Source organism: Flavobacterium collinsii (assembly GCF_902804485.1).
GTDB classification, from domain to species: Bacteria; Bacteroidota; Bacteroidia; order Flavobacteriales; family Flavobacteriaceae; genus Flavobacterium; species Flavobacterium collinsii.
In genome coordinates this window covers 93,351-107,834 of the sequence record NZ_CADCST010000071.1, presented here as the reverse complement: position 1 = coordinate 107,834, position 14,484 = coordinate 93,351, and the positions used below count along the sequence as shown (strand labels likewise).

Below are 14,484 nucleotides of genomic sequence, written 5' to 3'. Positions count from 1 at the left end.
TGTTTTACCAAATGAAATATAAGATATCTCTTTTTCTACTTTTTGTTTTTGTATTGAATTCATGTCAGAACGAAGATGAAAAACGCCGTGCTGAAAACGAAAAAGAAGCCAAAAAAAAGGAAGTAATTTTTAATAAAATCAATAAAGGCTGGGATTTTATCGATGAGCCTATCAACGAAATTTCAGAGCAAAAAGTGAATTCGTGGAATGAATGGCGTGACTTTTTAAAAGAACTCGGAGATAAGCCAAGAAAGACAATTGGGGCCTTTCAAAAGAAATCAACAGCGATTTCCAAAAAAGTAATGGCTTTGAATAATAACATTCCTGCAGAATTTAATATTCCACAGATCAGAAGCCGGATTTCTATTCTAATTACAAAAGTCAGAATGATGGATTTATTTATTCATTTAAATCAGATCCCATCAGAGAAAGTAACTTTTTTAATTGGTGAGATTAACAAAGAACTGGTTTCATTAGAAAGACAGATGGATCTTATTATGGTAAAAAGTAAAATTCCGAAAGAGGAAGGGGAGGAAGAGTTCTTAAAAATGTTAGATACAACACGTGCAATCCCAAATGCAACTACAGTTCCCATTCCTGTAAAAAATATAGATCCAAACACATCAAAAGTTGAGTAAAAACGCCTTATATACCCTGTATGATAATCTGCCAAAGAATCAGCAGATTGCCACGCAATTATTGGAGCAGAAGCAAATAAAAATGCATCTTAACGGATTGTTAGGGTCAGCGGTTTCATTTGTTATACGTGCCGTTTTCAAAAAATCGGAATTGCCTTTCTTGGTTATTTTAGACAATAAAGAAGAGGCTGCTTATTACCTGAACGATCTCGAACAAATGATTGGAGAACAGGATGTATTGTTTTATCCCGCGTCGTTTCGTCGTCCGTATCAAATTGAGGAAACAGATAATGCGAATGTTTTGCTTCGTGCTGAGGTTTTGAACCGAATTAATTCCCGTAAAAAACCCGCTATAATTGTTACCTATCCGGAAGCGCTTTTTGAAAAAGTTGTAACCAGAAGAGAACTCGATAAAAATACACTTAAAGTCGCTTTAAACGATAAAATTTCGATCGATTTTATCAACGAAGTTTTGTTTGAATATGAATTTAAAAGAGTCGATTTTATTACCGAACCGGGAGAGTTTTCTGTTCGTGGAGGAATTGTTGATGTATTCTCATTCTCAAACGATCATCCCTATCGAATAGAGTTTTTTGGTAATGAAGTAGACAGTATCAGAAGTTTTGATGTCGAAACACAGTTATCGGTAGAAACACATAAAAAAATCACAATAATTCCAAACGTAGAGAACAAGCTTTTTCAGGAGAACAGAGAGAGTTTCCTGGATTATATTGCAGAGCGAACGGTACTGTTTGTTCAAAACACAGATGGGCTTCTAACGCAGTTGGACAAACAATTTGGCAGAGCCGAAGAAGCTTTTGAGAAACTTTCAAAAGAAATAAAACGCGCTGAACCTGAAAAGTTATTCTTAAATCAAAGCTCATTTATCAAGCGGGCGTTAGATTTTTCGATAGTAGAATTGGCTTCGAAACCTGTTTTTAAAATCACAAAAACATTCGATTTTCACATTCACCCTCAGCCTTCCTTCAACAAACAATTTGATTTGCTACTGAATAATCTGAGTGATAATCATTTTAACGGATATAAAAATTATTTGTTCTGTTCGAATGAAACTCAGGCCAAACGTTTTCATGACATTTTTGAAACGTTAGATGAAGCTAATTCCGAGAACATTAGAAAACAATATAATACCGTTGTCTTGCCTTTGTATCAGGGTTTTATTGACGAAGAAAGTCAAATTACGGCCTATACCGATCATCAGATTTTTGAGCGTTATCACAAATTTAATATCAAAAATGGTTATTCAAAGAAGCAGAACATTACACTTAAGGAATTAACTGCGCTTTCGGTTGGTGATTATGTAACACATATCGATCACGGTATTGGGAAATTTGGCGGTCTGCAGAAAATTCAGGTCGAAGGTAAAACGCAGGAAGCCATAAAACTGGTTTATGCGGATAACGATATTGTGTATGTAAGTATTCATTCGCTTCATAAAATTTCAAAATACAACGGAAAGGACGGAACTCCTCCGAAAATCTATAAATTAGGATCGAACGCCTGGAAAGTTTTAAAACAAAAAACCAAAGCGCGTGTTAAACATATTGCTTTCAATTTGATTCAATTGTACGCGAAACGACGTTTGGAAAAAGGGTTTCAGTTTGCACCGGACAGTTATTTACAAAACGAATTAGAAAGTTCATTTATATACGAAGATACGCCGGACCAAACCAAATCGACGCAGGAAGTTAAAGCCGATATGGAAAGCGATCGCCCAATGGACCGCTTGGTCTGTGGTGACGTAGGTTTTGGAAAAACTGAGGTAGCGATTCGTGCGGCATTTAAAGCGGTAGACAATAGTAAACAGGTAGCTGTTTTGGTCCCTACTACTATTTTGGCTTACCAGCATTACCGTACCTTTTCGGAACGATTGAAAGATATGCCGGTTACTATTGGTTACATGAACCGATTTAGAACGGCCAAGCAGAAAGCACAAACGTTAAAAGATTTAGCAGAAGGGAAACTGGATATTGTGATAGGAACTCATCAGTTAGTCAATAAAAATGTAGTTTTTAAAGATCTTGGTTTATTGATTGTCGACGAGGAACAAAAGTTTGGAGTGAACGTAAAAGATAAACTTAAAACCATTGCTGCCAATGTCGATACCTTAACCTTAACGGCAACGCCAATTCCGAGAACACTTCAGTTTTCATTGATGGCAGCCAGGGATTTATCGGTTATTACAACGCCTCCGCCGAACCGATATCCTATTGAAACCAATGTTGTTGGGTTTAATGAAGAAATAATTCGTGATGCAATTTCGTATGAAATTCAGCGTAATGGGCAGGTTTTCTTTATTAATAACCGAATCGAAAATATAAAAGAAGTGGCTGGAATGATCCAGCGTCTGGTACCAAATGCCAGAGTCGGAATCGGTCACGGACAAATGGAGGGTGCGAAACTCGAAGAATTGATGCTAGGTTTCATGAACGGTGATTTCGATGTTCTGGTAGCCACAACAATTATCGAAAGTGGTTTGGACGTACCAAATGCCAATACCATTTTCATCAACAATGCCAATAATTTCGGACTGTCTGATCTGCACCAAATGCGAGGAAGGGTAGGTCGAAGCAATAAAAAAGCATTCTGTTATTTCATTTGCCCGCCTTATTCCTCTATGACTGAGGATGCCAGAAAACGTATTCAGGCTTTGGAGCAATTTAGCGAACTCGGAAGTGGTTTTAACATTGCAATGAAAGATCTTGAAATTCGTGGAGCAGGAGATTTATTAGGTGGAGAACAAAGTGGTTTCATTAATGAGATTGGATTTGATACGTACCAAAAGATCATGAATGAGGCGATCGAAGAATTGAAAGAAAATGAATTCAAGGATTTATACCCGGAAGAGAATGATATTGAAACGAAAGAATATGTAAAAGATTTACAAATCGATACTGATTTTGAGTTGTTGTTTTCTGATGAATACATCAATAATGTTACCGAACGTTTGAGTTTATATAACGAGTTGGGTGGTGTGAAAAACGAGCAGGAGCTTGTAGTGTTTCAAAATAAATTAATTGACCGTTTTGGTCCGATGCCGCCTCGTGCCAATGCTTTGATGAATAGTATTCGCATCAAATGGATTGCTACAAGTGTGGGTATTGAGAAATTAGTGATGAAAAAGGGCAAAATGATTGGTTATTTTGTTTCAGATCAACAATCAGATTATTACCAGTCCAAACGTTTCCATAAAGTGATCAAATTTGTACAAACCCATAGTAATCTTTGTCAGATGAAAGAAAAACAAACACCTAATGGTTTGCGTCTTTTATTGACCTTTGATAATGTAAAATCGACCAAACGAGCGTTGGAATTGATGGAATTACTGGGAGAGTAATATGAAAACTAAACCCGACAGGTTTTGAACTGTCGGGTTTTTTATTGAAAATTTAGATTTAGGATATTTAGTTTTTCAGATCTTTAATCACTTTGAAAGCAACATCAACCTGATCCTCGCCAACTAAAATGGTGAATTCATTTGAAGTCGAAATTACCTCATTGATAATAATCCCTTCCCATGCCAAACGTTGGAAAATGAAGTAATAAATTCCTGGAACTACGATGTTCTCTTTTGGTAATTTTACAGTAATAGAGGCTAAATTATCTAATTTCTGAATTAGTTTCTCTCGCATAAAATGTTTTTCAACCAAATGATTTACACTGCTGCTTACCACAATATTGGTTTCGTTTACTCCACGTGAGGAGGTGTAAAAGATATCAGATAAAGCATTAATATCAGAAATTAAATCAGCCTGTTTATTTAAAACAGTTTCCGAAGCAGCAAAAGTATAATCCGTCAGTTCAGATCGAACGGTAATTTCGCCAATATTCTTAATTACTTTATTGATTTTATGATTCAGTTTAAAATCCAGTTCTTCTGTGAGTCGTTTCAATGACATTACAACAGCTCCTTGTTTTACTTCCTTACCAAATTCACTTTCCAATTCGGTCATAATGTTCCGCGAAAGAGAAGTAAGGTTGATGATTCCAAGTGATAGCGCATTTAATAAAAAGGGTTTCGTTTTGATGTAATTTTCGACGATTGAAGAAACGGTTTTCATAGTTTTTTTCTTTTTTTTTGTAACTTAATTGGGTTGGTGTAGTTAATTGTAGTGTTATAAAACTTTGCGAATATAAATAAAAGAACAATTTGTTACAAATATAACATTGTAAAATTATGTTAAAAATGGTAAAAAGCGTCTGTAATGTGTTCAATTGCAAATGTTTCCTTGTTTTTGTGTATGGCAATGATGTCAAAACGTATAGTAAAATCTATTTCCCTATCGTTTATGTAGGCATTTACTGCTTTTACCAGTAGCTGAATTTTTTTTGGTTTCACAAAATCCTGTGGTAAACCAAAATCCAGACTTGATCTTGTCTTCACTTCAATGACTGCCAAAATGGATTCTTTTTCGGCAATAATATCAATTTCGGCTTTTTGAAAAGTCCAGTTTCTATCGAGAATTTTGTATCCGTTTTGCTCCAGATATTCGACAGCGCGGTCTTCTCCTTCTTTTCCAAGTTCATTATGTTCGGCCATTTTTTTATTAAGAAATTATGAGTTATGATCTTTTTATGCTGTAAAGGGTAATCTGCAAGAAAAGACGCGAAATAGCAAAGAATTGAGTAAAACTTTGCTATTTCGCGTCTTTGCGAGAATATGATATGTGGTATTTAAAAATCTTTAGGGAAAAGAAATTCTGAGGTGCTATTATTTTTGAAAAGTAACAGTACTTCCCGATACATTTACGTCAATAGTAACAGTACTTCCCATAATTAAAGCCCTGTTGTCCTGAATGTGCCCGGCTGGAAAATTAAAAATCACCGGGATATTGTATTTTTTGGTAACATCATCTACAATTTCTACCGCATTTTTCCCCCATGGAACTTCGTTATCCTTCATTTTGGTCATGCCTCCAACAACAATTCCTTTGAGGTTTTCGATACACCCGTTGCGTCTTAAATTCATCATCATACGATCGATATGATATAGGTATTCATCTAAATCTTCGATGAATAAAATTTTATCCTTACAGTCGATTGCCGAGGGAGAACCCAATAAGCTGTATAAAATAGATAAATTTCCGCCTACTAATTCACCGGTTGCAGTTCCAAATCGGTTCATCTTATCCGGACCAATTGCATAAGAAATTGGCTCACCAAATAAAGCAGATTTCATTGAACTAATCGCTGCAGGAGTTGCACGTGGCACTGTTACAGGCATTATACCGTGAATGGACTTATAACCCATAGTATTCAAATGATTGTGTAAAACCGTAACATCACTAAAACCAACAATCCATTTCGGATGTTGTTTGAATTTTGTAAAATCGAGTAAGTCGATCATTCTTACAGTTCCATAACCTCCACGAACGCACCAGATTGCTTTAATGTTTGGATTGTCTAACTGCTTTTGAAAATCGGCAGCACGCTGCTCGTCTGTACCCGCCAGTTGATTAAAATCCAAACCAATTGTACTTCCAACAACAGCCTCAAGTCCCCAACTGTGCAATAAATCTATAGTGGGTTTTAAATTATCGTCTATGTTTTTTCTGGCTGTTGCTAAAATGGCTACAGTATCTCCTTTTTGTAAATAAGGTGGTGTTATCATGTTTTGTTGTGATTGACAGTTGAAGGATTGTAAAGTAAAAATAAGAAATACGAATTTATAAAAAGAAAAGTAGTTTCTGAAGTATTGATAAGGGCTTGCTTTCATGTTTTTTCTGCTGTTTCATTCGTAAGATAAAGCAAATATAAAGATTTTACAGTATAAAATAATTAGAAAATTCTTACAATTGGTTTTAATTGTTTAAATTGAGCCGTTTAAAGAGTTAAGTTTATGAGGGTAATTACTTTTCAATTCTGTTGTATTGCTTTTCTGTTTCTGGAAATTTTGCAGGCACAGCCCAAAAAGTATTGTATTCATACGGTTGCCTTTTACAACTTCGAAAATCTTTTTGACACTATTGATGATGTTAATACCAACGATGATGAGTGGACGCCCAATGGAGCACAGCATTGGACAATAGAGAAATACGAACAGAAATTAAAAAACCTCTCCAGGGTTTTGTCTGAAATCGGAAGGCCTGATAACTCTAACGCTCCAGTATTAATTGGAGGCGCTGAAATTGAAAACCGTGCTGTTCTGGAAGATTTGATTAAACAGCCTAAGTTGCTCCCTTTTGATTATGGAATAATTCATTTTGATTCACCGGACAAACGAGGGATTGATGTGGCATTGTTGTATCAAAGGAAATATTTTAAACCTACCTCGTACTCTAACATTCCATTGCATATCTATCAAAATAAAGTTTCGCTTAAAGAAGAGGAAATACAGAAGGAAGATGATATTGAAATCAAAATTGCTGACAAAAATCGGGTTTTTACCAGAGATCAGCTTTTAATTTCGGGATTCCTGGAGGGAGAAGAACTTCATATTGTTGTCAATCACTGGCCGTCCAGATCAGGAGGTGAGAAGGCAAGCAGTATTTTTCGGGAAGCTGCAGGCACTTTAAACAGAAGAATCATAGATTCGCTACAACGAATAAACCCCAATGCTAAAGTGATCACGATGGGCGATTTGAATGATGGTCCCTTTAATAAAAGTGTAAAAACAAACTTGGGCGCGAAGGCAAAGAAATCTGAAGTGGAGGAGTTTGGTGTTTTTAATCCGTTTGCGACAATGATTGAGAAAGGTTTGGGGACGATTGCATTTCGGGATTCCTGGGATATCTTCGATCATATTATCATAACAAAGTCGCTTATAGAATCAGATTTTTCAACCTTTAACTTTTGGAAAGCGGGGATTTTCAATAAGCCTTTTCTGATTCAGAGTTCAGGACAGTATAAAGGGTATCCGTTACGGCATAGTCTAACCGAAGTTGGATTTAGTGATCATTTTCCGGTTTATATCTATTTGATTAAAGAGGTGAAGTAAGTCTCAGTTTTCAGTTTTCAGTCACAGTTCTCAGTTGATCACTGTAAACTGTAAACTGTAAACTGAGACTGAGAACTGTGACTAAAAACTTTTCCTTAACTTAGCTCCTTAGAAACTTACTACCTTTAAAAAATGGGAATAGCAAAACCTTTCAATTTGACGAAGTGGATCGATGAAAACCGTCATTTACTAAAACCGCCTGTTGGAAATAAAAACCTCTACATTGATTCTGGTGATTATATAGTGATGATAGTTGCGGGGCCAAATGCCCGAAAAGATTACCATTACAACGAAACCGAGGAACTTTTTTATCAGCTTGAGGGAAGTATAAAAGTCATCATTCAGGAAGATGGAGAGCGAAAGGAAATGGAATTACATGCAGGAGATATGTACCTTCATCCGGCCAAAATTCCTCATTCGCCAGTTCGTTCCGAAGGTTCAATAGGATTGGTAATCGAACGCAAACGTGCAGGGTTAGGTTATACTGACGGATTGCTTTGGCACTGTGATAATTGCAATCATAAACTATACGAAGTGTTTTTTGAATTGCATAATATAGAAAAAGATTTTCTGCCGCATTTCGAGCATTTTTACAATTCGTTAGCATTAAGAACCTGCAATAACTGTGGAACCGTAATGGAATCGGATCCCAGATTTGTGGCCAAGAAATAAGGATATAATCAGCAAACCCGACATGTTTTTAAAACTGTCGGGTTTAAATTTAAATGTTACAACTCAAAACGTTTCCCTTGCTCAGGATAAATAAGCTTTAGTCCCAAATCATTTTGCTTTTGCAGCTGTTCTTTCAGTTTTACAATATTTTTAGTGGGTGGTTTTAGGTGTGTAACGATAATACTGAAGCCTTTCAAAGCATCTTTTCCCGATAAATCCGCTAAGGTGTGAAGTTCTTTCATCAGATAGTTTGGCGTCAGATGTCCAAATAAAAACTGATCCGGTTGTTCATTGGGGAAGGAAACTTCAATAAAAATACCTTTCAGTTGTTTGCTCTTAACCAAAGGTGCAATTGCGGTCCAGAGCGACTTTAACTTGTCGCTTTTTTCTACTGCATCTGGTCCGGTATCGCCGAGGTAAAGCAAGTACGATTCGCCACTTTTAATCAAGAAAGCAGTGCTTTCAAACGGATTCACATGACTTAACGGAAATGCTTTTACCGTCATCGTTGTATTGGTAATCGAAATTTCTTCTCCGATATTTAAAGTCTGAAAATGATATTTTTTTAACGGAGTTCCGGGACCTTTATCTCCAAAATTGGCCCAGGTCTGATCGTTGAAATAATGGTTTTCCATCATTTCCATGCATTTTTCAGTGGCATAAACTGTCTTAGAAGAATCCGCAGGAGAATTTATTATTAAACCCGAAACATGATCTAAATGCGCATGCGATATAAAATAACCTTTAATATATTTTCGTAAAACTTCGCTGGTCGAAACTTTAAAAACTTTATTCTCAATTGCCTTTTCAATTCCCGCATTTACCGTTCCGGCATCTAAACAGATAAAATCATGCGTATGTGTAGGAGCAACCAAATAGGCTGAAAGATTCTTCTCGTCTATTCCTCCTTTTATCCCTAAAGGAACGACCTGAAAGGGTTTTTTTTGCTCTTTTTGAGAAAAAGCATGAACTGAAATTAGGACGAAACAAACTAAAAATCGACTGAAAATGGACATATTTGAGTACTTTTATTACCGCAAATTTCATCAATTAAGACGAATAAATCACGCTATCGCGCTGTAATTCATTTTAATTAAACCTAAATTTACCTGATTTTAACAACTCAGTTCGATTAAATTTCGGCTTGAAATAATATCTTTACATAAAAATATAACAATTTTAACAAAAAAAGTTACAATGACAACAATAGCATCACAGTTTGGAATGAATGAGGCTCTGGAAAAATTGGGCATCAAAGCGATCAACGAAGGGACATCGACAGGTTTACAAAACTTTTCTTCCGGAGAAGTTTTAGATAGCTTTTCGCCGGTTGATGGAAAACTAATAGGATCGGTAAAAATGTCAACGCCTCAGGATTATGAAAAAGTAATGCAGGCGGCTACAGCAGCGTTTAAAACTTTTCGTTTAATTCCGGCACCGCAACGTGGAGAAATTGTACGTCAGTTTGGACAAAAGCTACGTGAAAATAAAGAGGCACTTGGTAAATTGGTTTCTTACGAAATGGGGAAATCATTACAGGAAGGTTATGGAGAAGTACAGGAAATGATAGACATCTGTGATTTTGCTGTTGGTTTATCGCGTCAGCTTCACGGTTTGACAATGCATTCTGAAAGACCAGGACACCGTATGTACGAGCAATACCATTCGTTAGGAGTAGTTGGGATTATCTCGGCATTTAATTTCCCTGTAGCGGTTTGGTCATGGAATACCGCTTTGGCATGGATTTCAGGAGATGTTTGTGTGTGGAAGCCTTCTGAAAAAACACCTCTTTGTGGAATTGCCTGTCAGAATATTATTGCTCAGGTGATCAAAGAAAATAATTTACCGGAAGGGATCTCTTGTTTGATCAATGGTGATTATAAAATAGGGGAATTAATGACAGCGGATACCAGAATCCCGTTAGTTTCGGCTACAGGTTCAACCCGAATGGGGAAAATTGTAGCACAGGCGGTTGCAGGACGTTTAGGGAAATCGTTGTTAGAGTTAGGAGGAAACAATGCTATTATTGTGACTCCGGATGCCGATATTAAAATGACGGTTATCGGTGCTGTTTTTGGTGCTGTTGGTACAGCAGGACAACGTTGTACTTCAACACGCCGACTAATTATTCACGAAAGTATTTATGATAAAGTAAAAGATGCTTTGGTTGCGGCTTATAAACAATTAAGAATTGGGAACCCATTGGATGAAAACAATCATGTGGGGCCGCTTATTGATACACACGCGGTGGAGCAGTATGCAAAAGCTTTAAATAAAGTAGTTGCCGAGGGAGGAAAAATTCTGGTAGAAGGCGGAGTGCTCTCAGGTGAAGGTTATGAAAGTGGCTGTTATGTAAAACCTGCAATTGCAGAAGCACAAAATTCATTTGAAATTGTACAGCACGAAACATTTGCTCCGGTCTTGTATCTGATTAAATATTCAGGAGAAGTGGATAACGCTATCGATTTTCAAAATGGAGTTGCGCAAGGATTATCATCTGCTATTATGACCAATAATCTTCGTGAAGCCGAAAGATTTTTATCTGTAGTGGGTTCTGATTGCGGAATTGCAAATGTAAACATTGGAACTTCAGGTGCTGAAATTGGAGGTGCTTTTGGTGGAGAAAAAGAAACCGGAGGCGGTCGTGAATCAGGATCTGATGCCTGGAAAATTTACATGCGCCGTCAGACCAATACAATCAATTACACAACAAGTTTGCCATTGGCACAGGGAATTAAATTTGATTTGTAATAGTTGTTTCCTATAAAATGATAAAATGTAAAAGGCTTCCAATTGGAAGCCTTTTGTTTTTAGAATGGTTTTTTGGGTTATTTTTTAAGAACAGTTTGCGTAAAGGAACCGTCAGTGGTAACGACTTTTAGCAGGTAAGTTCCAGATATGAGAGTACTCAGATCCATACTTTTAGTTTCTTTTCCGGAGGTTTTAACCAGATTGCCTGACATATTATAAAGGAACACTTTCTCTACGACCTGATTGGATTCTGAGAAATATAATACATCAGCAACCGGATTGGGGTATAAAATCACCTTGGAAGCTTTTGGTTCAGAGGCCGTGTTAGCTGCTTGTGCCATTCGTAACGTAGCTCCGCTGTTGTACTCCGTATTGATGTAGAACAGATTGGCAACAGATCCTTTTGTAATGGTATTGGAACCTGCAGGGATAGTTGCGGATACAATTCCGGCCGATGCAGTATAGGAAACATTATTTACTTTAACAGTTCCGGTAAAGTTAGAATCAAAAACCAAAGTTAAAGTAGAAGGGTCTGTGGTCGTATACGTAATTGTAGTGCTTGACTCCATTTTTAAACGTGCCGTTAGCGTTAATCCGGCATAAGTTACAGATCCGTTAGTTGAATTCATATTTCCTGTAATGGTGTAAAATGAACTTGTTTTTCCTGATGCAGTAAAGTTGTGAATCTCGTCACCGGCTGGCGTTCCGGTAGTAACCGTAAGCGTTCCTGAACCTGTTGCTGGTGTTCCGGTTCCGGTTGTAGCAACCGAATAAGAAACAGTAGCGGTTGGAGTTCCTGAAATAGTGATGGTTTTGGCAGTAGTATTTTTTACAAAACTAATTCCCGAAGCTGGCAGTCCTGTAGCCGTTGCGTCAGTAGCATTTCCTCCCCAAGTGAAAACAATTGCATCAATGGCTGTTCCGATGGCAACAGTTTGGTTGTTATTATTTGTTGAGGTTAAGGTTTGTGTTCCTGCTGCCGAAAGGGTGATAGTTCCTGAACCTGTAGCAGGAGTTCCGGTACCGGTTGTGGCTATAGAGTAAGAAACGGTAGCGGTTGGAGTTCCTGAAATAGTAATGATTTTAGCTGCAGCATTTTTCACAAAACTAATTCCTGATGCAGGTAGTCCGGTCACAGTGGCATCTGTAGCATTTCCGCCCCAGGTAAATACGATAGAGGCAATTGCAGTTCCGCTGACAACAGTTTGGTTGTTATTGGCTGTTGAGGTTAGTGTCTGAGAACTTGTAGGTGGATTGCCTTCTCCCTGAATAGCAACCAAAGCTCCTGTATAATTGGTAAGTGCCGATTTAAGTGCTGTGATTACAAGAGAAGAGGTATCGTCTACACTATTATCAAAGGTCCATTTTAAATCACCTCCCGAAACACGTCCTGCGTATTGGGTGACCTTTGTTTTGGCTGTTGCCGGCTGTTCTATGGTTAGATTTTTGATATATAAGGCAGCATCGGTATCAAAGTTGTTGTAGGTATTAGCTCCCGATTTTGATTTAACAGAGGTGCTTACCGTTTCGCCTCTTGTAGTCGCAAGATAAGCATCAAAGTCTGTTGTTGAACTTATTTTTCCGGCAATATTGTATAACGGATTAGGATCGTTGTAAGCCACAAAACGCATATTATTTGTTCCGTTTGAAGCGTCAAAAGTGTTGTTGAAAGCTTTTATAGATCCTCCGGCTTCCCCTGAGAAAGTTCCCATAGTTCCGGCATTGTTTACCTGATTGGCTTCGTCCCAGATATCAGTCCCCTGTAAAGAAGTCAGCATGGGATGTTTACTGTTGCGGAAGTAATTTCCTTCCACAAATAAGGAAGAGCCTAAGGTGGACCCCGAACCGTATTTGGCTACACCATCAAAATAATTGTTGTAAATGTGAGCGGAATAGTAGCGCACACGAGGATGGCGCGAATCAGAGTGATCGAACCAATTGTGATGGTAGGTGATATACAATCCGCTTGTCGTCCCTTCGCTTAAACCTAAAAGACTTGCTTTTCCGTTGTCCCAAAAGTGATTGTAAGACAGAGTAATGTAAGTTGATGTTTTATTGTCGAGTGCTCCGTCTCCTTTTATTTGGTCGGCATCGCTTCCTGCATTTCCATAAAATAAATCGCAGTTGTGTACCCAAACGTGATCATTGTCTTGCTGCATGCCAACATTGTCACCCGCGGTACTGTTACAGTTCATAAAACCCAGATTGCTTACCTCTATGTTGGATGCAGATTTAAGACGTACACCCCAGCCATTGGCAACAGCATCATTTCCTATTCCTTCAATCGTTACATAACTTGCGGCATTGTTGGCATTTTCGATTACAACATCTCCGCCTTCCATCACAGACATGTCGGTAATATTTCCAATTAAACGAATGATAAACGGACGTGTGTCTTTTCCTTTTTTGATGGCATACAGTATGTTTTGCAGACCAACACAAGGATTTGCACTGGCACCCGTGATGTTCATCGAAATGGTATTTTTGGTATTTTGTGTGATGTAAAGAATAACGGCATTGTCTTTTGGAGTTCCGTCTGCTTTGTAACCTCCGGGAACACGCCCGCCTTCAAAAGCAAATCCATTACGATCGTGAGCAGAAACGGTTAAAGTACTAGTTGTTGATCCTGTTCCCTCTGTACCTGAAATAATCGGTTTTACTTTAAGGGTATACGATCCCGCTTTAAGTCCCGGAACGTCTGCGCGGAAATAACTTCCGTAACTTCTAATCAGCTGATCGTCGATTTTTTGGTCTGTGATGCCGTTGCCGGAGTAGTAAACGTTGTAGGTTTGAGCATTGCTTACTGGCTGCCATTTAACAAATGCTGACTCGAGCCAGCCTGAAGACTCTGTAATCTGAACTTGTTGTGCCCATAGGGGAATGTTGAGCAGTAAAAGCATCAGAATAAGTAGGTTTCTTTTCATAATTGTGGTTTTTCGGTTAATAAAGTTTTTTGTGTTATTGAATCAATAAGCTTCTTGTAATCGATTACACAAAATTATGTTTATTTTTTTGATATGTGTAAAATATTTATTAAAAAATAATGTATGTGGTAAAATTTTATTCTTTCTAATATGAATTATGTAATAAATTGCATTTAATGCAATTTATTACATAATTTAAAAAAACCTTGTCGTTGGTCATTTTTAATGTAATTTGAAGTACTGTTTGGGAAATAAAATCAATGTAAAAAAAAGAAAATAGTGCGTTTTCGACGATTTTGGCAACAGCCTTTTCTAGTAAGAAAAAAGTTATATTTTGAGATTGAAAATGATCCTTTTTATGCTCTAATTGTATTTTTTAGATTAAAAAACGAATCGTTTTTGAGCAAAAAAAGTGAAGTATGAATTTCTGGGACAGCAGACATTTTAGTTTTGGATGCAGAAAAATAATTAACAATTGGGATGAAAAGTAAGGGGAGTGGTTTGGGTAGTTCTGAATTAGAGAATGTTTGGTAGGGGGGTA

10 protein-coding genes are annotated in these 14,484 nt (G+C 37.4%); 5 read left to right on the top strand and 5 right to left on the bottom strand.

Annotated features, from left to right (window positions below):
* Window positions 1-11 precede the first annotated feature (11 nt).
* Window positions 12-638, top strand: coding sequence for a hypothetical protein (locus FLA105534_RS07305; protein ID WP_173965371.1), 627 nt, complete (start codon window positions 12-14; stop codon window positions 636-638).
* The gene (mfd, locus tag FLA105534_RS07300) at window positions 631-3,996 is read left to right on the top strand and encodes a transcription-repair coupling factor (RefSeq protein ID WP_173965370.1); all 3,366 of its coding nucleotides are present in this window, start codon (window positions 631-633) and stop codon (window positions 3,994-3,996) included. Before FLA105534_RS07305 ends, mfd begins: the two co-directional genes overlap by 8 nt.
* Before the next feature lie 67 nt (window positions 3,997-4,063).
* Here the strand turns inward: mfd and FLA105534_RS07295 are convergent, their stop codons facing one another.
* The 3 genes from FLA105534_RS07295 to FLA105534_RS07285 form a co-directional block, all read right to left on the bottom strand.
* Window positions 4,064-4,720 (bottom strand): hypothetical protein, encoded by a 657-nt coding sequence (locus tag FLA105534_RS07295; protein WP_008466087.1) that lies wholly within the window; start codon window positions 4,718-4,720, stop codon window positions 4,064-4,066.
* A 119-nt stretch (window positions 4,721-4,839) separates the two neighbouring features.
* A complete protein-coding gene (locus FLA105534_RS07290) occupies window positions 4,840-5,199 on the bottom strand; it encodes a YraN family protein (RefSeq protein WP_173965369.1) in 360 nt (119 codons plus the stop codon).
* Window positions 5,200-5,370: 171 nt separating this feature from the next.
* Window positions 5,371-6,270: a S66 peptidase family protein gene (locus tag FLA105534_RS07285; protein ID WP_173965368.1), complete on the bottom strand. Its 900-nt coding sequence runs from the start codon at window positions 6,268-6,270 to the stop codon at window positions 5,371-5,373.
* Between the two features lie 228 nt (window positions 6,271-6,498).
* On the opposite strand from FLA105534_RS07285, the gene FLA105534_RS07280 reads away from it, so the two are divergent.
* Together FLA105534_RS07280 and FLA105534_RS07275 are read left to right on the top strand one after the other, a co-directional pair.
* Window positions 6,499-7,596: an endonuclease/exonuclease/phosphatase family protein gene (locus FLA105534_RS07280; RefSeq protein WP_173965367.1), complete on the top strand. Its 1,098-nt coding sequence runs from the start codon at window positions 6,499-6,501 to the stop codon at window positions 7,594-7,596.
* A gap of 132 nt (window positions 7,597-7,728) precedes the next feature.
* Entirely contained in the window at window positions 7,729-8,268 is a 540-nt protein-coding gene (locus FLA105534_RS07275) for a 3-hydroxyanthranilate 3,4-dioxygenase (protein WP_173965366.1), read from the top strand.
* A 56-nt stretch (window positions 8,269-8,324) separates the two neighbouring features.
* Here FLA105534_RS07275 and FLA105534_RS07270 read toward each other — a convergent pair whose 3' ends face one another.
* Window positions 8,325-9,284 (bottom strand): MBL fold metallo-hydrolase, encoded by a 960-nt coding sequence (locus tag FLA105534_RS07270; RefSeq protein ID WP_173965365.1) that lies wholly within the window; start codon window positions 9,282-9,284, stop codon window positions 8,325-8,327.
* A 181-nt stretch (window positions 9,285-9,465) separates the two neighbouring features.
* On the opposite strand from FLA105534_RS07270, the gene amaB reads away from it, so the two are divergent.
* Window positions 9,466-11,019: an L-piperidine-6-carboxylate dehydrogenase gene (gene amaB, locus FLA105534_RS07265; protein ID WP_173965364.1), complete on the top strand. Its 1,554-nt coding sequence runs from the start codon at window positions 9,466-9,468 to the stop codon at window positions 11,017-11,019.
* 77 nt (window positions 11,020-11,096) lie between these two features.
* On the opposite strand, the gene FLA105534_RS07260 is transcribed toward amaB, so the two are convergent.
* Complete coding sequence (locus FLA105534_RS07260) at window positions 11,097-13,943, bottom strand: pectate lyase family protein (RefSeq protein ID WP_173965363.1); 2,847 nt, start codon at window positions 13,941-13,943, stop codon at window positions 11,097-11,099.
* Window positions 13,944-14,484: the final 541 nt, after the last annotated feature.

Bases quoted from the DNA above. Each gene is read 5' to 3' on its own strand.
- FLA105534_RS07305 (WP_173965371.1), top strand. From the start codon at position 12: ATGAAATATAAGATATCTCTTTTTCTACTTTTTGTTTTTGTATTGAAT.
- FLA105534_RS07295 (WP_008466087.1), bottom strand. From the start codon at position 4,720: ATGAAAACCGTTTCTTCAATCGTCGAAAATTACATCAAAACGAAACCC.
- FLA105534_RS07290 (WP_173965369.1), bottom strand. From the start codon at position 5,199: ATGGCCGAACATAATGAACTTGGAAAAGAAGGAGAAGACCGCGCTGTC.
- FLA105534_RS07285 (WP_173965368.1), bottom strand. From the start codon at position 6,270: ATGATAACACCACCTTATTTACAAAAAGGAGATACTGTAGCCATTTTA.
- FLA105534_RS07280 (WP_173965367.1), top strand. From the start codon at position 6,499: ATGAGGGTAATTACTTTTCAATTCTGTTGTATTGCTTTTCTGTTTCTG.
- FLA105534_RS07275 (WP_173965366.1), top strand. From the start codon at position 7,729: ATGGGAATAGCAAAACCTTTCAATTTGACGAAGTGGATCGATGAAAAC.
- FLA105534_RS07270 (WP_173965365.1), bottom strand. From the start codon at position 9,284: ATGTCCATTTTCAGTCGATTTTTAGTTTGTTTCGTCCTAATTTCAGTT.
- amaB (WP_173965364.1), top strand. From the start codon at position 9,466: ATGACAACAATAGCATCACAGTTTGGAATGAATGAGGCTCTGGAAAAA.
- FLA105534_RS07260 (WP_173965363.1), bottom strand. From the start codon at position 13,943: ATGAAAAGAAACCTACTTATTCTGATGCTTTTACTGCTCAACATTCCC.